Genomic DNA, 17699 nt, shown 5'->3' with positions numbered 1-17699 from the left:
GCCCCCGCTTTATTCTTTTGTATTCAAGGGCAGTATAGTCAAAGTGGAGCTTATTGCCTGCGCTCAGCGCTTCCCATCCAGAGGCCGCATGACGTCCTTCAGACGGCCGGATTCCACCAATTCCATGAACTCATCGCCCAACCGGTCGCTTTCGGCAATCGCCTTGCGCCAGGCGCGCTCGCGGCCAGCGTCGTCTCCTATGTAGCGCTCGAAGTCCTTCCGGTCTGGCAGTTTCCTGTTTGGCAGAGATTCCAGGTATTCCGGGGACGGTGACACCAACAGCACATCCTGCAGTCGGGTGGCATCGCCTCGGCGCCAGGGCAGGGTTTTGTCGAACCAGCCTGGAACCACCTTATCTGTGAAGTGGGGATAGAGGATCACCCCAGGCTGTTGGTACGGCAGGTCAAGATGGTAATCCAGCAGGCCGCCATCCCGATATAACCCATCAGGGGCGCCAGGAATGTTACGGACGCCGGACATCACCATGGGTATGGACGCAGACGCGAGTAGCGCTGGCATCAGATTATCGCGGCTCAACGGCACTTCATGGCTGGGGAAATCCACCAGTTTGGCCAGGGGCGCTTTCACTCGCGCATCATGGATGATGCCCCGCTCCATGAACCGGCCCAGATGTCGGCGGCTGACCATGTTGGCACTGATGGCATTCATCAGGCCCAGGCTGAGGCGCCCCCTGGTATCGTGCTCCAGCATGCCGCGGCTGCGAACCACAACAACGTTCAGGCGGTACCAGGGATGATTGAGAATATGGTTCTCATGGCCCCCCAGTAGTTCTTCCAGAAACAACACACTCTTGCGGCTGACTTCCGCCATGCTGACGCCTTTGGAGAAGCGCTGGGATGTGTAGAGGTCCGCCAGCCGGGCCAGCTGCGCCTTGGGGTCATCCGTCGAGGCCACCGCTGCAAATCGCCAACTGCCAATGGAAGAGCCAATCAGCGAGCGCTCTTGTGGCGCCCTGGGCAGAAAGTCCCCAAAGATGGCTTTATCCAGGCCGGAAATACCCAACGCCTTGGGGCCACCCGCCGCGCCCGGGATGACGTGCACGTCGCCCGCCGCGAACGGTTGCTCCCGCAACCGCTCAAAAGCACGGCGGCCGGCGCGTATGGTCAATGCGGGAGAACGGGTGTGTACTGCGCTCATAACGGCTCCTTGTTCCGAGCCCGCCAGTTTAGCGAACTGGACTCCCGGCAGCCAGAGCGCGATTCTCGCCCATTGAAAGGTGTAAAACCAACTACCTTCCCGCGAAGGTCGTGCTAGACTTTGAAAAAGCCTGGATCAAGGAGTGCGGGCCCACCACAAACAGCGGGAGTATGCTGTGAATCCTCTTGCCACTACAGACAACCTGGCCACCAACCCCACCCTCGCAGTACTCGGTTTCAAGCGTCAGATCGTTTATCACCTGCATTTCTGGGCTTTTATTGCCGTCGCTCCATTAGTGATGGTGCAATGGCAAAAGGGCAATGTTTTGTTGGCATTACTTCTGGTTCTGTTTTGCCTGAACGCAGTGGCCGTTATTGCGTTCCTTCGGTTCCGCGGCATCTATTTTCTCCAGGGGCGCCTGTTCCCAACATTGGCGGTGGTCTGCGCTGTGTACTCCACCCTGATCAATGGCCACGCCGGGCTCTACTGGGCTTACCCGGCCGCCGCCGCGCTGTTTTTCTTGCTTCCGTTGAAGGAGGCCACCGCCAGTAATATCGTGTTTTTAGTCAGTATGTCCGTCGTGTCGTTTATCAAGTTTCCGGAAGCGGATTTCTGGCGCATCACCTTTTCCCTCGGTCTGACCTGCCTGTTCGTGATGATCTTCGCCTGGCTGGTGGGCCGTCTGCAGGTCGAACTGACGCGCCTCGCCACCACCGATCCCCTGACTGGTTGTTTCAATCGTTCGCAATTGGCCGACATCCTCAATGGACAGATCCAGATGCGTGAGCGATATGAACGAGTGTCCAGTCTCATACTGCTGGACCTGGATTACTTCAAGATGATTAATGATCGTTGGGGCCATCTGGCCGGTGACAAGGTTCTGCAGGAGCTGACACAGCGGATCAGCAGGCGACTGAGAGAGAGCGACCGCCTGTTCCGTATTGGCGGGGAGGAATTCATGCTGGTACTACCGGAAACCCGCCAGAAGGATGCTGACAAAGTCGCACGGGAATTGCTGACGAGCATCAGTGCACGCCCATTCGTGGAAGGCATACAGATCACGGCCAGCGCGAGTGTGGCGGAAGTGGGCAAGGGTGAAACCTGGTCAGTCTGGTTGAACCGCGCGGATCAGGCACTTTACGAAGCCAAAGCGAGAGGCCGCAACCAAGTGGTCAGCGCCGCCCGAAGGCTGCACGAAGGCTCACCAGAGGACGCTGACCACACGACGTTGGCCACCGACCTGTAACCACAGCAGGGTTACGCCTGCTGCTTGCAGAAGTCCCGCCACGCCCGATATACCTCGCCGGCCGTTTCAAAATGAGGATAGTGACCGACATTGCGAAGACTCACCACATCCGCGTTCGGCACCAACTCCCGGTAACGCCTCGCCATGGCGGAACCGGACACCGGGTCCGCAATTCCTGAGATCAGCCTCATTGGCTGTTCTGCTTCCTGCAGGGCACCCACCCAGCGATTACGGTGGCAACGGCGCTCTTCCATGAAATGGATCAGATTGTGCAGAATTCCCCGGCCATTGTTGTAGGTCAACAGGTACCAGAAATCATCCATATCTTTCCGCGACGGCGGGTTTTCCGGGCCGAACAGGCGCCGGAAGTTGCGTTCGAAGGTACGACGGGTGAGCCCGCGACTGATCAGGCCACCGAGAGGACTGCCCAGGAGTTTCTGGATCAAAAACGGGCTGTGAACTTCCGGAAACAGGGCCCCGTTAAGAAAGCCGACCCGGGCGATGGTGAAAGGCAAAAGCCCTTCCTGATCCCTGGCCAGCAGTTCCTGGGCCACGCTGCAGCCATAATCGTGGGCGAACAGACTAACGCTCTTCAGTCCCAGGCCAGCGATCCAACCTTCGAACATGTCAGCCTGATCTTCGATGCTGTAGTCGTAAAGTGCCGGCTTATCGGAAAAACCGAAGCCCAGCATGTCGAGGGTGAATAAGGTGTGATGTTGCACCAGCATTGGCCACAGCCGGCTCCAGTCCCAGCTGGCCGTTGGAAATCCATGCAGCAGTACCACGGGATCACCCTGGCCCGCCATTCTGCTGAAGATAGCGTGGCCGCCGTAGGAAAACCACTTACCTTCCTGTTGCCACCATTCCAGTGTCGCAGTCCCTGCGCCGGGGGCGGCACCCCGAACTCCCGGTATTACCTGTTCCATTGCGGTTTCCTGAAACCAGCCTGAAATTGAAACTTTAAATCAAACCAACCGCCCTCGCCAGATCTGGTCCGACAATTTGCGAACCTGAGCGTTCCGGGGTGGTCTTTTCACCCTGTGTGGTCGTAAATCTGGAGGACACGGGCAAATTCCCTTAAGCTTTCGCCCTGAACTGACTCATTTAACCGGAAGCGACTATGACCAACAAGCTCGACGACCTGGCCAGCCATTTTCAGCAGATCATTGCAGGCATGGGCGAAAACCCTGATCGCGAGGGACTTCAGGACACCCCCATACGGGCAGCCAAGGCTATGCAGTTCCTGACGCAGGGTTACAAGCAAAGCCTGGATACATTGGTCAATAACGCGGTTTTCGAGTCCGCCATGGATGAAATGGTGGTGATTCAGGACATAGAGCTGTACAGCATGTGTGAGCACCATATGCTGCCGTTTATCGGGAAGTGCCACATTGCCTACCTGCCACAGGGCAAGGTGCTTGGCCTGTCTAAGTTTGCTCGCATTGTCGATATGTACGCCCGTCGCCTGCAGATCCAGGAAAATCTGACCCGCGAGATTGCGGAAGCCGTAGAATCCGTAACCGATGCCAACGGCGTTGCTGTGGTTATCGAAGCCCAACACATGTGCATGATGATGCGTGGTGTGGAGAAGCAAAACTCGAGGATGAAAACATCGGTGATGCTCGGCGCATTTCGCAAGTCACAAGCTACGCGGGCCGAATTCCTCCAACTTCTGAATCAACGGAACTGAGCGCATGACAACTAAGCCAGTTGCTGTGGTCACCGGTGCCGGGCGCAGACTTGGTTACCATATAAGCGACGCCCTGATTCAGCGAGGCTTTCAGGTTGTTGCCCTCTATCGCACCCATACCGTCGATATTGAAGATCTTGTCCGACGTGGTGCGACCGCAATCGCAGTTGATCTCAGTGATCCCGTGTCGCTTCAGGCCGCAATCGACGAAGTTGCGCAACAAACTGCCACTATCAGTTTGTTGATAAACAACGCCTCAGAGTTTGAAGCGGACGCCCCGGACCTAAAGGCGCGGGTCATACAAGCAGCGCGCCTGTTTCAAATCAACTGCACGGCGGCAATACAGTTAATGGATGGGCTCTCGAAACATCTGGAGATGGCTGCCCAGGAACATCAGCGACCGTCTCTGATCGTGAACATAACGGATATATTCACTGAACGACCCAACCCACACTACGCAGCGTATTGCGCATCAAAGGCGGCGCTTGCCAATGCCACTCTCAGCTACGCGGCGCTACTGGCGCCGACCGTCAGGGTGAATGCCATCATGCCGGGCCCCATTGGTTTCCTGCCTCGTCATACCGAAAACCAGAGACAACAGGTGATGTCGGAAACCTTACTGGCCTGCGAGGGTGGATTTGACGCCGTGGTTATTCAATTGTTGGCCTTGCTGGACAACGATTTCATCACTGGCGCACAAATTCCGGTAGATGGTGGTCGGCGTCTTGCCCAGGGAATGGCCGCGCACGGTAATCGTAGACAGGAATGACGCATCAAACCTGTCGTTGAATAAGTCCCGATAGTAACGCTCGCCAATCTGCTGCCCGCTAAAAAATCCGTTGTCACTGTGCTCGAGAATATCGATATCAATGGTTCGGTCCTTGCGGCTACTGAGCGGATCAGAGCGATCACGCCCGAGAGTTTCCTCCAGATGGTTAAAGCTGCTTTTAAGATGCAGCGGGGATTGCGGGCTAAATACAATGACCAGTGCATTGAGAAACGATCGCTCGGTATCAATACCCTCGGGAAACGTGGAAATCACTGGCGAAAGCCACAGTGAGCCATAATCGGCCAGCAATCGGTCAATGGCGATTGCCAAATTCGTCTCGGGCCTGATGTTGCTGCCCAACCCACACAGATACCACATGATCAGGTTATCTCAGCAGTTTTCGGATGTATGCACCAACAAGTACGGTCACGAAGAGCACACCGATCATCGACTCTAGCGTTACCAGTATTGACATGATCCCGGTAGCAGGAGGGGTGGGGCTGCTCCAGTTGCCATAAAAGCTGCTGATAAAACTCTGGAGGCTCAGCATGACCGCCTCACCAGACCCAACGCCCAGTGCCACAAACATGGCTGAAAACATCAAGGATATCATCAACGCTGCCGCCAGAATGTTGCGAAGACGTATCCCCCAGCCAAACATACCACCAAGCAAATAACGGCGTGAGCGACTTGCCTCTTTATAGTGCCGCATATGGAAAAATGCATGATCCTCTTCACGCAAATGCCCTGTGGCAGACATCCAGTTTTTGAACTGCGTGTAGGCTTCTGCCAGGTGGCGGCGATCATCCTCGCCCGGATTACTGACATCGGCCCGCGTCAGCAAACCAAAAGGGGGCGGGGTCATGGCACGACGTCGTTGAGTGGGCCCGTAGATCAGCGAGATCGGATCAAACCACGCCTGGTCAGCATGAAAACGTGTCAGATCCACACTTGGCGTACCCTCCTCTGGCGCTTCCAGTTCCACTATCCAAGCCTGGCCCACCGAGGAGCCGTTCAAACTGCAGCGCCCACGCAAATGGCGCCCCGTTATCTTCAGGCGACGCCCAACCAATGTGTCCCGGATGGCAATACCGGCGTCCTCATTCATCACCTGAATCCGATCCATACACAAATCTGCAACCAACTCGCAATCTTGCACCAGAAGTGTGTTTGTCTCTATGTCGGTAAGCCGTAGGTGTTGCAGGTGAGTACGATGAATCTCGATATCACCAGACACCGTGTAACCAGCGATATGCAACCCGCCATTGAAGCTGTTTTTGCTGAGCTGTTCGGCCTGATAGCTTTGACGGCCGATAAAAACCTGCCCCAGAGAAGGCGACGTATTCACAGGCGCATCATCCTGAATCGCCATCAGTTGAACCGGAGCATCAAAGGTACCGTTGAGTGCCAAGCATCCTGTCAACGTCATCTCGTTAAGCCAGAGCATGTCATCACTGCCACGAGTGCCAAACTCCATCAGCAACGAGCAGGCTTGTAGCCCACGGAAGGAAACCCCTCCCGCACCGCTGAAATCACAACCAAACATCAGTACGCTGCCGTTCAGGTGCCCGGACTTCAAACTGAAATGATTGTCGAATTTGCAGTTCAGGCACCACAGGCTGCCGGCAAACCTGGCACGAATCCAACGAAAGTCTCCCAATACCCGGCAGTTGATCAATACCAGCGATCCAGCCACGTTCATGTCGGATTGTTCAGAGCCATCCAGCACTCTGTTCGCGATGACAACGACGCCATGAAAATCGTCCAGGACGGACAGAAATTCGGCTTCCCCAACAGGCCGCGGTTCGTCTGCTGGTGCTTCACGACCATCGCTGCGCACGGTGATGTCAGGAGGGGCGCATTGAGTCAGCACCTCGCGCACCACCAGGGTCTCTCCGTCCCGGCGATCCTTCCCCAGGCGCACCTCGAACCCTTGGCCAACGGCCACTGCTGGAAACCCTTTCTGCTGAAACGGTCGCCAGTGGCTGTAACACAGACGCTGATCGTGCGTCACAAGTACAAGGAAGCGACCGGCATTCAGATCCGAATGGAGTACCTGCGCAAACACCAATTCGTCAGTCAAAGCGCAAATTCCTGTCCCTGCCTCACGAAACCGGCAAACTCGCTTTCCACTTCGAGCCGGTGCTGTTCAAAGTTGTCCTCGTAACTCATCAGATGCATGCGTTGGCGCACCTCAAAGGGATAGGTTTCCCTGAGTTCACGTACCGAGGCATGAACAGGATTCCAGTCCGACAGCGTTGCATCGTGAAGAATGACCTGGGGAGTGAATTTTTCGACCAGATCAGGAATCGGCCGTGTATCGCCACTGAACATCAGGTGGTTGTTGATAAACAGGCCGTACGATGGCTTTTGCGGGGTATGCTGATTCTGGAACAGCTGAAACTGGATGCCCTCAAACTCAAAGCTCATGTCTTCCAGCAAAACCACATCAAAGAAATCGTCCAACTCAGCAGGCCCCTCACCAACCTGCCCCATGACACCCTTCAATGTATGCTCCCACAGCTCCTCATACACTCCAGGCGGCAGATAAAGAGTAGGACGAAAACCATGCTGAAAACGGCACTCGTATCCTAATCGCTCCAGACCAAAACAATGGTCGGCATGGGCATGAGTAATAAAAACCGCGTGTACATCGGCCAGACCCAACCCCTGATCTTGAAGCGCAAACTTAATCGTATAGCCCGCGTCAATCAATAATCTCCGACCACCCGCTTCCACCATTGCATTATTGTTCCAATGCTTGAGCGCTTCGGAGTGGCCAACTCCCAGCATTGTCAGCGTTGCCATAATTCGTTCCTTTAAGTAGTTACCGGAAGGGATAGGGTGACAAAATCTTGAACAGGGATAGTAATATATGCAAGCTTTTAGATATAAACTCCGAGCTTTGAGTATTATGTTCCCGCAAAACCGCTACCAACGTTGAACGCATTATGCCAATCAGTACACCAACAACAATTTACTCTATCCTGCGCGATGTTGGCACCATAGCGCTTGTTGGGGCCAGCGATAAACCCAACCGCCCCAGCAATGAGGTGATGGCCTATCTGCAGAGCCGAGGCTACCGGGTGATTCCGGTGAACCCAAGGCTGGCTGGCAGGACGGTGCTGGGGGAAACCGCATACGCCAACCTGGCAGACATTCCAGTAGCGGTGGACATGGCGGATCTGTTTCTCGCACCGAGCCATACCGACCCCGTCATCGACTCCTCGATTGAGCTGGGCATTCCCGTTATCTGGATGCAAATCGGCGTTATCAACGAAGCGGGTGCTCACAGAGCTGAACAGGCCGGTGTAACGGTCGTGATGGACCGGTGCCCCAAGCAGGAAATCCCCCGCCTTGGCGTGCCCACAGTGTCGCGGCCGCCAGGCTAAGCTGTCGCCCACAGTCAGGATTCCCGCCATCCTGTTCTGACCGCAACACTTCTGCCATAATCTAGCCAGACAATCAGAAGACTGGCAGAGCCATGTGGTTCCGACGTAAAACCAGCACACCTCCTTCACGAAAACCGATTGCCCGTTCTCAGGCAGGATCGCTTGACCCTGACGCCCAAACCAGAGTTGAGCGCGTCCGTCTGACCGTCGATCTGCTGACTTACGGCATGCGCATCGTCAAGCTGGACCGACCCTGGATCGAAGTGCCCGTACTGTTCCAGGGATTCACTCTTGAGAACGATCACCAGGCTCGCATACTCCGTCAGTACTGCGAATGGGCGCTGGTTGAAGGCGACGAGCAGGTGTTGGCTGAGGCCCTCGCAAGGGTCACCAGTCACAAACAGCGCACGGCTAACCCACTTCCGGAAACCCGTTCCCTCGCGGAAGAAATACCTCGCGCCAATCAGGTGTGGGGCAAAACCCAGGCGTTCGTGGAACAGATCACCCTTGCCCTTGAACGGGGCAATGACCTGAATCTGCAAGACGCCCGCCCCGTTATCCGGGAATGCGTGGAAAGTATCAAAGCCAACGCCAGTGCAATGTTCTGGATGAGCCGCATCAAGTCCCGCGACGCCTATACCGCGGAACACTGTTTGCGGGTGGCCATTTTCACCATAGCCTTCGCTCGCTTTCTGGGTCTGCCCGACGAGGACCTGGAAATTGCCGGTATGTGCGGACTGCTTCACGATCTGGGCAAGCTTAAGGTTCCTGACGAAATTCTTAATAAACCTGGCGCTCTGAGCACGGCTGAATATGCGATCATGCAAAAACACACAACGTTCGGCTATGAGCTATTGAGTTCTGACCCAAAGCTGGATCCAATTGTCCTGGATGTGACCCGTCACCACCATGAGCGCCTGGATGGCCGCGGCTATCCGCAGCAACTGGAGGAATGGCAGATCAGCCGCTTTGCCAGGCTGGTCTCCATCGTTGACGCATTCGACGCCATGACCAGTGACCGCTGCTACCGTGACGGAATTCCGGCATCTGACGCCATCCGCGTTCTATACCGCAATCGCGGCCGGCAGTTCGATGCTGACATGGTAGAAGCCTTTATTCGCATGGTGGGCATTTATCCACCTGGAACACTGGTGGAGCTCAATAGCGGGGAAGTGGCCCTGATCGTGACCGTGCACCCGGGTAAAAAACTCAAACCCAGGATTGAGATACTGATGGATGCCAACAAAAAGCCGGTCCCTCCCCGAATCGTTGACCTGGCAAACCCGACAACCGAAGAACAGCAAGCGATTCACCATCCGTTGCCGGATGGCGCTTTCGGAATTTCACTGAAGGGAAGGATTCAGCAATTGGTAACAGATCATAGCGTTTATCCCTCATAATTAGATGAATACGGCCGATATGTTAGTCACTCACCTCATCAACCGGAGCATTTTGTGGACAAACCTGCATCGGCGCTAACCCTGTTCGTGAGGGGACTGCTGAACCCGGCGTTTCCGGCACTGATTTTCCTGGTGTTTCTGGGAATCGCCCTGGTTTTGCAGTACGGCATCGAAAAACAGGACCACACCCAAATCCAGTCCAATCTCGGCAGCGAAGCCACTTCGATGGCAAAGCGGCTGGAGCGGGAATTCCGTGTTCACGCAAACTCCATCAGCCGCATGGCGAAACGATTTGAAGCCTTGCCGGACACGCCAAAAGAGATCTGGGAGCAAGACGCCCGCCGATACCTGTCAGATTTTGGCGTCTACCAGGCGATCGAGTGGATTGACCGCGATTATGTCATCCGCTGGATGGTGCCGATCGAAGGTAACGAAGACGCCATTGGTTTCAATGTGGCCTTCTCCCCGGAACGACGGGCATCGCTGCTTGAGGCACAAGCCACGGGGAACCTCGATATCTCCGGCATTGTGAACCTGAAGCAGGGTGGCAAGGGTATGGTCATCTACGCGCCCATATTCACCGGCAACGCCAACAACGGCTTTATTGCCGGTGTGTTCCGGATGGAAACCCTGGCTAATTACATGCTTTCCAACCGCGCCCTGACCTCCTTCCACATCGAAATCCGGGAAAAAGGCGACCCCGCCTATGTGCTTAACGATTCAATGGAAACAGACTCCAGGTTTTCCCGCACCCTGGATGTTGACCTGCCAACACTCGATTGGACACTGGCGGTAACCCCCTCCATCTCGTGGGTCGAGGAACAACGCAGCCGCTGGCCATTTGTGACCTTCATCGTCATGCTGTTCATGGGCCTGCTGACCAGCCTTACCACACTCCTGGTGCAGCTGACTCTCAAGCGCAACCATGCACTGCTGAAAACCCGCCGGGAGCTGGATGCGGAAATCAGCCAACGTCAGGCGGTGCAAAAAGATCTCGCTCGCCTGGAAACCACAGATGCGCTGACCGGCCTCGCCAATCGTCGTTTTTTCATGGAAGACTTGGCGCACACCCTAAGCATCGCCGACCGTCAGATGCGCCAGGCAGCGCTGGTGATGATCGACCTGGACCGGTTCCAGACGCTCAACGATTCTCTCGGCCATCAATTCGGCGACGAACTGCTCATCAAAGTCGCTGAACGCCTGAATGCCCTGAGCGACGAAAAAGTGATGGTGGCCTATTCCGGCGGCGATGAGTTCATGGTGTGCCAGCAGCATGTTGAAAACATTGATGATGTAATCAATCTGCTGGGCCAGATCAAGCAATGCTTTGAAGAGCCGTTTGCCGTGCAGGGTGAGGAACATAGTATCACTGCCACTATGGGCGTGGCTGTCTATCCTCAAAGCGGCCTGGATGCCGATACCTTGCTGCGCAATGCCGATGTGGCGCTCTACCGCGCCAAGGAACAGGGCCGCAACACCTATCAGTTCTACACCGAGGGCATGCAGGACCGGGAGGTCATGCGCCTGGAATTGGACAAGGATCTTAACCACGCGCTGGCCAACGACGAGTTCGTGCTCTATTTCCAACCGCAACTGGATCTCAACGACTCGTCCATAAACAGCGTGGAGGCTTTGATACGCTGGCAGCATCCTCGCCGAGGCCTGTTGCCACCAGTGGACTTCATTCCCCTGGCGGAGGAAAGCGGCCGCATTACCGACATTGGTCGCTGGGTGGTCATGGCCGCCTGTCGGCAACTGGCGAAATGGCAGAAAGGTCCCTACTCCAATCTGCGCATCGCGGTGAATCTCTCTGGGCGCGAACTGGATGACGAAAGTATTGTCGACCATATCCAGGAAGCGTTGGAAAGCAATGGCGTTCCCGCGAGCCGGCTGGAGGTGGAGCTGACCGAAGAGATCTTCATCCAGAATATCGAGCACAACCTGAACCAGCTGACCAAGCTCCACAAGCTGGGTGTGCACCTGGCCATTGATGACTTCGGTGTGGGTTACTCTTCACTGGGTTACCTACGGGATTTTCCAGTGGACCTGCTGAAGATTGACCGCTCCTTCATTACCGACGTTACCGAACGCCACGACGATGCGGTGATTACCCGCGCGGTGATTAACCTGGCCCACAATCTGGGCATTCAGGTGGTGGCGGAGGGCGTGGAAACCCATGAGCAGCTGACCTTCCTCAAGAATCACCGCTGCGATGTGATTCAGGGTTACCTGATCAGCCGCCCGATTCCGGCACGTGAACTGGAGCGGGCGCTGAGTGCTGGTTTGCTGGAAATCGACACGCCGGTTGGTAGCTGATTGAAATGAGTGCCGCAATTCACCACTATTGCCGTATTCATTTTCAAGGTGTGGCCTCATGAGTTCTAAATATCTGACGCCGGAACAGGATGTCCTTCTGCGACGGTGGGAAGCCTGGAACAAGCGTTACTTCATTTTCGCGTTCTTCTCGCTGGTCATTGTTCTGGTCTTCAGCAGCCAGCTTGGGCTATCCAGTGGCGACAGCTGGGGGCCACTGGGGCTTCTGATTGCCGCTTTAGTTACCCCCATTATCATTCTGCAACTGCGTCTTGCATGTCCCGCCTGTGGGCAAAAGATTGGCTGGCAGGCCAAGCTGATGGCCCCAGACCAGTGCAAAGCCTGTGGCACTTTCCTGCGCGCTAAAAACTCTTCCTGAAAAACCTTTGACCTGTGAGTAGCTCATAGGTTTTAAGCTATTCTTTGTATCAACAGCACTCATACTTGGGTGCCATTCGTGAATGGCTGAAACCTTCTTCCGAAACACGCTGTAAATACATCCATGTACGCTTGGGCTACGCCATCCATGGCTCCGCACAGTTTCGGAAGAAGGTTTCAGCCACCCACTCGATCAACTTGATTGGTAGCGATCTGGCTTATGAAAGTTAAAGAGATTGCTGTAGGCGCTGGTGTAAATCCGGATACGGTTAGATTCTACACCCGGGAAGGACTGCTAAAACCTACTCGGAACCCCGACAACAATTATCAACAGTACGATTCTGAGGATTTGCGTCGCCTTCGATTTGCCCGCAAAGCCCGGCAACTCGGATTTTCACTGCCGGAAATACGACAGATTCTGGAGCAGGCAGATGACCATCATTCGCCCTGCCCGATGGTGCGGGACGTGTTCCAGCAGCGGCTGGTGGAAGTGGAGCGTGAGATTGCCGAGTTACAGCAACTGCGTAGTCGTATGACCGCCGCGCTGTCCGCCTGGCAGGATATGCCGGACGGCACGCCGGACGGACACACGATATGCAGGCTGATTGAACATTGGGATGAATCCCTGCCGGACGACGGTTGGAAGGAGTAAGACTCGATGAATGAGAAAACCGATTTGAACGACGGCCAGATTCAACTGGCCGTTACCGGCGCCAACTGTGCCTCCTGCGTGAATACGATTGAGAGTGCCCTGAAATCGGTGGACGGCATCACCGGCGCTCACATGAACCTGGCCGACCGAACTGCCACGGCGACCGGGCATGCTGACCCGCAGGCTCTGATCAGGGCGGTGGAAAGCTCCGGCTATGGAGCCAGCCAAATCGAAGACCCTGACGCGGCGGACGACCGCAAGCAGGAGGAGGATCGTAAGCAGTACAAGACCCTGCTGGTGAAGATGGCTGTCAGTCTGGGCCTTGGTCTCGGTCTGATGATCTGGGGCATGGGTTTTGGCACCATGATGGTGACCAGCGAGAACCAACCGATCTGGCTGACCCTTGGCGTGGTCACCCTGGGCGTCATGGCTGTCACCGGTGGTCACTTTTTCTCCGGCGCGTGGAAAGCGTTCCGGCACCACAATGCCAACATGGATACGCTGATCGCCTTGGGGACCGGCACTGCCTGGGTCTATTCCATGACGGTAGCCAGCATCCCGGATGCACTGCCGGAAATGGCACGGCACGTGTATTTTGAGGCGTCAGCGATGATTATCGGCCTGATCAATCTGGGGCAGGCACTGGAGCTTCGCGCCAAGGGCAAGACCTCGGAAGCCGTGCGCCGGCTGTTGGATCTGCGCGCCAAAACCGCACGCGTAATCCGTGATGGCGAGGAGCAGGATCTGCCGGTGGAACAGGTTCGGGCGGGTGATCACATCCGCGTTCGTCCGGGTGAAAAACTCCCGGTGGACGGGGAGATTACCGAAGGCAGCACCCGCGTTGATGAAAGCATGCTCACCGGCGAGCCCATGCCTGTCAGCAAGGGCGAGGGCGACGAAGTGTCCGCCGGCACCATCAACACCCATGGCTCCATTATCTACAAGGCCACCCGCGTCGGCAGCGAAACCGCCCTCGCACAAATCATCCGTTTGGTGAAAAAGGCCCAGGGCTCCAAGCCCGCTATCGGCCGCCTGGCAGACAGGATTTCCTCGATTTTCGTACCCAGCGTGATGCTGATTGCCGTGGTATCGGCACTGGTCTGGTACAACGTCGGGCCGGAACCGGCCGTGGTTCACATGATGGTGGCCGCGACAACAGTTCTGATCATCGCCTGCCCCTGTGCCCTTGGGCTTGCCACGCCTATGTCAGTGATGGTGGGCGTCGGAAAGGCGGCCGAATACGGCGCGCTGATTCGCCAGGGGGACGCCCTGCAGACGGCCGGCAAGCTGGATCTGGTGATCCTGGACAAGACTGGCACCATTACCGAGGGTCACCCGGCCGTAACCCGTTTCCATGCCACCGACGGCGATACCGGCAGGTTGCTGGCCCTGGCCGCCGGTCTGGAACAACACTCGGAGCACCCGTTGGCCGAAGCCATTATGGCGAAGGCGAAGGACCAAGGGGCAACGCCGGACAATGTCACCCGCTTCGAAGCCCTCAACGGCAAAGGCGTGCAGGGCGAGCTGGATGGACAAACCGCGCGCCTGGGCAACCGCCGCTGGCTGGAGAGCGAGAACATTGATCTGGCCGAACTGCAGGAGGAGGCCAATGCCATCACCGCCGAGGCCGGAACCCCACTGTTCCTGGCCCTGGGCAATCAAGCCCTGGGGGTGGTCGGCGTTGCCGATGCGGTGAAACAGGATTCGGAAGCCGCCATACGGCGACTGCACGACGCCGGCATCCGGGTGATGATGGTGACCGGCGACATCGACGGCACCGCCAGGGCCATCGCCGAGAAAACCGGGATCGACGATTACCGCGCTGAAGTTCTGCCGGAAGACAAGGCCACCATCGTCAGCGAGATGCGGGGCAAAGGTTATACCGTGGCAATGGTAGGCGACGGCATCAACGATGCGCCTGCCCTTGCAGCGGCGGACGTTGGCTTTGCCATTGGCACCGGCACCGATGTCGCCATTGAAAGCGCCGGTATTACGCTGATGCGGGGCTCTCTCCACGGCGTTGCCGACGCCATTGAGATATCCCGGGCCACGGTACGCAACATCCATCAGAACCTGTTCGGCGCCTTTGCCTACAATTCGTTGGGCATACCCGTCGCGGCCGGACTGCTTTACCCACTGTGGGGGATTCTGATGAGCCCGATACTGGCCGGCGCCGCGATGTCGCTGTCCTCGGTCACGGTCGTTACCAACGCCAACCGGCTGCGACTGTTCAAAACCACCAGTAACGCAGGCAAGGAGGGGAACCAATGAACGCACTTCTGGTCAATGCCGGAGGACTGGTCCTGATGGCCGCCATCGTCTGGTGGTTCTGGTTGTCACCCTCTGGCGGCGGAGAACCAAACCACGATCACAGCCATCATCATTGAGGTAACATCATGAAAAAACAACTGTTGGCCCTTGGCCTCGTCGCAACCGTCGGCTTGAACGGTCAGTTACAGGCCGAAGACGGGCTGAAAGACATCCATGTCTACAAGTCACCGACCTGCGGCTGCTGCACGGATTGGGTGGACCACCTGAAGGAAAACGGTTTCAAGGTGGAAGTCACTGAAACCAATAACCTGAACCCGATAAAGATCGACGCCGGCCTGACACCGTCACTCGCCAGCTGCCACACTGCGTTCGTCGGCGATTATGTGATTGAGGGCCATGTGCCTGCCAATGACATTCACCGCTTGATCGCCCAGGCCCCGAAAGCAAAGGGCCTGTCGGTGCCTGGCATGCCAGCCGGCTCCCCCGGCATGGAAGTGGGGGATCGCAAGGATCGCTATCAGGTGTTGATGTTCAACGACAGCGGCCAGACCAAAGTCTTCGCAGAACACAACTAGTTTTCCTACACACTTTGCCATGCCTGCTCTATCATACCTTCCTGATAGATCCAGACTGTGCATAAGGAAAGCTTTTTGAGCCTGAAAACCCGACTACTCGGCCTGGCAGCGGCTCTGATGATCATCGTCTCAGTCGCCTCCTGGCTTGCGTATCGTGAGCTTTCCGAGGACATCATTGAGCGCTGGGGGCAGCAGGTTGCTGAAATTCAGGTGCGCTACGACAGCGCCCGCCTGCTGCAATCCCTGGAACGGGAAATCGGGCTTGCCCGCCAGATGGCCGACTCTTCCACTCTGGTCAACTGGGTTACCTCACCGGAAGATAAGGCGTTACAGCGCGACGCCATCCGCGAAATGGAAAGTTTCCGGAGCAATTTCCGCGACAACAGTTATTTCGTCGCCCTCCGTGATTCCCGCCGCTATTACTACAATAATACCAACAACGAATTTGCGAATGATCAGTTCCGCTACATCCTGGACCCCGACAAACCCGAAGATGCCTGGTTCTTCCAACTGATTGAGGAAGGCCGCAATTTTCATCTGAACGTAAACCCTGATACCGAACTCGGTGTGACCAAACTCTGGATCGACGTGCTGATGCGGGATGAGGAAGATCGCATCGTCGGCATGGTCGGTACCGGCCTGGACCTGGACGCGTTCCTGCAGGATATCGTGGATATTGACCAGGAGGGTATCACCACCCTGTTCGTGGACTACAACGGCGCGATACAGCTCTACCGCGACCGCAACTACATCGACTTTGCCAGCATCATCAAACCCGAAGGCCAGAAAAGCACCGTCGACCTGCTGTTTGATAACCCGGAAGACAAGCAGAAGGTGCTCGGCATGCTGCAACTCCTGAAAAACCGGGGCGGCGCCACCGGTGCTGTGGAGAGCAGCTTCGTGGCCGTGGACGGCCGAAAACACCTGGCGGGCGTGGCCTTCCTGCCTGCCATCGGCTGGTTCGAAATCACCCTGCTGGATCTTGAAGCGCTCCTGCCCCGCAGTTACCTATGGCCTCTGGTTGCCGTATTCCTGACCAGTTTGCTGGTCACCCTGATTCTGTTCCATCTGATCATCCGTTCCCGCATCCTCAAACCCCTCGTCAGCCTTGAGAGTGCCGTTGAGAACGTTCGAAGCGGCAGTTTTACGCTTCCACACCTGGAGAAGCCGAACAACGAGATCGGCCGGCTGGCCGGTCATTTCGAGAAAATGACCGACACACTCGGGAACTCAACCCGTGAACTGGAACGGAAGGTGGAACAACGCACCGATGAACTGAACCGGCTGGCGCGCATCGACGCCCTCACCGGCCTGAAGAACCGTCGCGGCCTGGATGAAGCCCTGGATGAGGAAATACAACGGGCAAAACGACAAAACACGGGCTTCGGCCTGATCTGGCTGGACATTGACCACTTCAAGGCCATCAACGACGAGTTGGGCCATCAGGCCGGTGACGACATTCTCTGCCGTGTCGCGCTATGGCTCAAAGCTGGCGTGCGACCCTACGACCATCCAGGGCGTTGGGGCGGCGACGAGTTCGTGGTGGTTCTCTCGCCTTGTGATGAGGACACCCTGTGCCAGATTGCCGCGCGGATACGTGAAACGATCGAAAGGGACAGCATTCGCACCGGTACACCCGTGACCGTCAGTGTGGGCGGGTATCTCTGCCAGCCCGGTGACGACGTTGACACCATTCTGCGCCAGGCTGATCAGGCGCTTTACCGCGTGAAACAGCAGGGGCGGAATAAAGTGCTTATCACTGATGGGTCGGGCCAGGAAATTAACCCCGCGTAACATGGTCTGACTCATACCGCCATAACCGGTATACTCCGCAGCAACACTCAAATTTTATCCA

General features: G+C 56.4%; 15 protein-coding genes and 1 pseudogene. 11 read left to right on the top strand and 5 right to left on the bottom strand.

Annotated elements, in window-relative coordinates:
* Nucleotides 1-63: 63 nt before the first annotated feature.
* Complete coding sequence (locus tag R1T46_RS04935) at nucleotides 64-1158, bottom strand: patatin-like phospholipase family protein (protein WP_317307533.1); 1095 nt, start codon at nucleotides 1156-1158, stop codon at nucleotides 64-66.
* Nucleotides 1159-1333: 175 nt separating this feature from the next.
* On the opposite strand from R1T46_RS04935, the gene R1T46_RS04930 reads away from it, so the two are divergent.
* Nucleotides 1334-2404, top strand: a complete 1071-nt coding sequence (locus R1T46_RS04930; protein ID WP_317307532.1) for a GGDEF domain-containing protein — start codon at nucleotides 1334-1336, stop codon at nucleotides 2402-2404.
* A gap of 11 nt (nucleotides 2405-2415) precedes the next feature.
* Here the strand turns inward: R1T46_RS04930 and R1T46_RS04925 are convergent, their stop codons facing one another.
* Complete coding sequence (locus R1T46_RS04925) at nucleotides 2416-3330, bottom strand: alpha/beta hydrolase (RefSeq protein ID WP_317307531.1); 915 nt, start codon at nucleotides 3328-3330, stop codon at nucleotides 2416-2418.
* 194 nt (nucleotides 3331-3524) lie between these two features.
* Between R1T46_RS04925 and folE the strand changes: the two genes are divergently transcribed.
* Both folE and R1T46_RS04915 read left to right on the top strand, forming a co-directional pair.
* Complete coding sequence (folE, locus tag R1T46_RS04920) at nucleotides 3525-4094, top strand: GTP cyclohydrolase I FolE (RefSeq protein ID WP_317307530.1); 570 nt, start codon at nucleotides 3525-3527, stop codon at nucleotides 4092-4094.
* Between the two features lie 4 nt (nucleotides 4095-4098).
* Nucleotides 4099-4863: an SDR family NAD(P)-dependent oxidoreductase gene (locus R1T46_RS04915; protein WP_317307529.1), complete on the top strand. Its 765-nt coding sequence runs from the start codon at nucleotides 4099-4101 to the stop codon at nucleotides 4861-4863.
* A 93-nt stretch (nucleotides 4864-4956) separates the two neighbouring features.
* On the opposite strand, the pseudogene R1T46_RS21610 reads toward R1T46_RS04915, so the two are convergent.
* The 3 genes and pseudogenes from R1T46_RS21610 to R1T46_RS04905 all read right to left on the bottom strand — a co-directional run.
* Nucleotides 4957-5241 (bottom strand): annotated as a pseudogene (locus tag R1T46_RS21610) (2-amino-4-hydroxy-6-hydroxymethyldihydropteridine diphosphokinase); the annotation flags it as partial.
* A gap of 7 nt (nucleotides 5242-5248) precedes the next feature.
* The gene (locus tag R1T46_RS04910) at nucleotides 5249-6946 is read right to left on the bottom strand and encodes a hypothetical protein (RefSeq protein WP_317307528.1); all 1698 of its coding nucleotides are present in this window, start codon (nucleotides 6944-6946) and stop codon (nucleotides 5249-5251) included.
* On the bottom strand, nucleotides 6943-7671 hold the full coding sequence (locus R1T46_RS04905; protein WP_317307527.1) for an MBL fold metallo-hydrolase: 729 nt from the start codon (nucleotides 7669-7671) through the stop codon (nucleotides 6943-6945). Before R1T46_RS04905 ends, R1T46_RS04910 begins: the two co-directional genes overlap by 4 nt.
* A 143-nt stretch (nucleotides 7672-7814) precedes the next feature.
* Between R1T46_RS04905 and R1T46_RS04900 the strand changes: the two genes are divergently transcribed.
* The 8 genes from R1T46_RS04900 to R1T46_RS04865 all read left to right on the top strand — a co-directional run bounded on the left by R1T46_RS04900 (nucleotide 7815) and on the right by R1T46_RS04865 (nucleotide 17638).
* Nucleotides 7815-8255, top strand: a complete 441-nt coding sequence (locus tag R1T46_RS04900; RefSeq protein WP_317307526.1) for a CoA-binding protein — start codon at nucleotides 7815-7817, stop codon at nucleotides 8253-8255.
* A 92-nt stretch (nucleotides 8256-8347) separates the two neighbouring features.
* Nucleotides 8348-9655, top strand: a complete 1308-nt coding sequence (locus tag R1T46_RS04895; RefSeq protein WP_317307525.1) for an HD-GYP domain-containing protein — start codon at nucleotides 8348-8350, stop codon at nucleotides 9653-9655.
* Nucleotides 9656-9709: 54 nt separating this feature from the next.
* The gene (locus R1T46_RS04890; protein WP_317307524.1) at nucleotides 9710-11971 is read left to right on the top strand and encodes an EAL domain-containing protein; all 2262 of its coding nucleotides are present in this window, start codon (nucleotides 9710-9712) and stop codon (nucleotides 11969-11971) included.
* Between the two features lie 58 nt (nucleotides 11972-12029).
* Nucleotides 12030-12347, top strand: a complete 318-nt coding sequence (locus tag R1T46_RS04885) for a hypothetical protein (protein ID WP_317307523.1) — start codon at nucleotides 12030-12032, stop codon at nucleotides 12345-12347.
* Nucleotides 12348-12566: 219 nt separating this feature from the next.
* Nucleotides 12567-12998 carry a MerR family transcriptional regulator gene (locus R1T46_RS04880; protein ID WP_199448358.1) on the top strand — a complete coding sequence of 144 codons (432 nt, stop codon included), beginning with the start codon at nucleotides 12567-12569 and terminating at the stop codon, nucleotides 12996-12998.
* Nucleotides 12999-13004: 6 nt separating this feature from the next.
* The gene (locus tag R1T46_RS04875; protein WP_317307522.1) at nucleotides 13005-15269 is read left to right on the top strand and encodes a heavy metal translocating P-type ATPase; all 2265 of its coding nucleotides are present in this window, start codon (nucleotides 13005-13007) and stop codon (nucleotides 15267-15269) included.
* 125 nt (nucleotides 15270-15394) lie between these two features.
* Complete coding sequence (locus tag R1T46_RS04870) at nucleotides 15395-15844, top strand: DUF411 domain-containing protein (RefSeq protein WP_317307521.1); 450 nt, start codon at nucleotides 15395-15397, stop codon at nucleotides 15842-15844.
* A 75-nt stretch (nucleotides 15845-15919) separates the two neighbouring features.
* Nucleotides 15920-17638 (top strand): diguanylate cyclase, encoded by a 1719-nt coding sequence (locus R1T46_RS04865; protein WP_317307520.1) that lies wholly within the window; start codon nucleotides 15920-15922, stop codon nucleotides 17636-17638.
* The last annotated feature ends 61 nt before the right edge of the window (nucleotides 17639-17699 follow it).

It is taken from the genome of Marinobacter salarius, from assembly GCF_032922745.1.
Classification (GTDB): Bacteria; Pseudomonadota; Gammaproteobacteria; order Pseudomonadales; family Oleiphilaceae; genus Marinobacter.
The sequence above is the reverse complement of the archived record's forward strand: the minus strand, read 5'-3'. Positions and strand labels throughout refer to the sequence as shown.

What these genes read in the sequence shown, in the direction of transcription:
- R1T46_RS04875 (WP_317307522.1), top strand. Translation starts at nt 13,005, where the DNA reads ATGAATGAGAAAACCGATTTGAACGACGGCCAGATTCAACTGGCCGTT.
- R1T46_RS04870 (WP_317307521.1), top strand. Translation starts at nt 15,395, where the DNA reads ATGAAAAAACAACTGTTGGCCCTTGGCCTCGTCGCAACCGTCGGCTTG.
- R1T46_RS04885 (WP_317307523.1), top strand. Translation starts at nt 12,030, where the DNA reads ATGAGTTCTAAATATCTGACGCCGGAACAGGATGTCCTTCTGCGACGG.
- R1T46_RS04915 (WP_317307529.1), top strand. Translation starts at nt 4,099, where the DNA reads ATGACAACTAAGCCAGTTGCTGTGGTCACCGGTGCCGGGCGCAGACTT.
- R1T46_RS04880 (WP_199448358.1), top strand. Translation starts at nt 12,567, where the DNA reads ATGAAAGTTAAAGAGATTGCTGTAGGCGCTGGTGTAAATCCGGATACG.
- R1T46_RS04925 (WP_317307531.1), bottom strand. Translation starts at nt 3,330, where the DNA reads ATGGAACAGGTAATACCGGGAGTTCGGGGTGCCGCCCCCGGCGCAGGG.
- R1T46_RS04935 (WP_317307533.1), bottom strand. Translation starts at nt 1,158, where the DNA reads ATGAGCGCAGTACACACCCGTTCTCCCGCATTGACCATACGCGCCGGC.
- R1T46_RS04905 (WP_317307527.1), bottom strand. Translation starts at nt 7,671, where the DNA reads ATGGCAACGCTGACAATGCTGGGAGTTGGCCACTCCGAAGCGCTCAAG.
- folE (WP_317307530.1), top strand. Translation starts at nt 3,525, where the DNA reads ATGACCAACAAGCTCGACGACCTGGCCAGCCATTTTCAGCAGATCATT.
- R1T46_RS04895 (WP_317307525.1), top strand. Translation starts at nt 8,348, where the DNA reads ATGTGGTTCCGACGTAAAACCAGCACACCTCCTTCACGAAAACCGATT.
- R1T46_RS04900 (WP_317307526.1), top strand. Translation starts at nt 7,815, where the DNA reads ATGCCAATCAGTACACCAACAACAATTTACTCTATCCTGCGCGATGTT.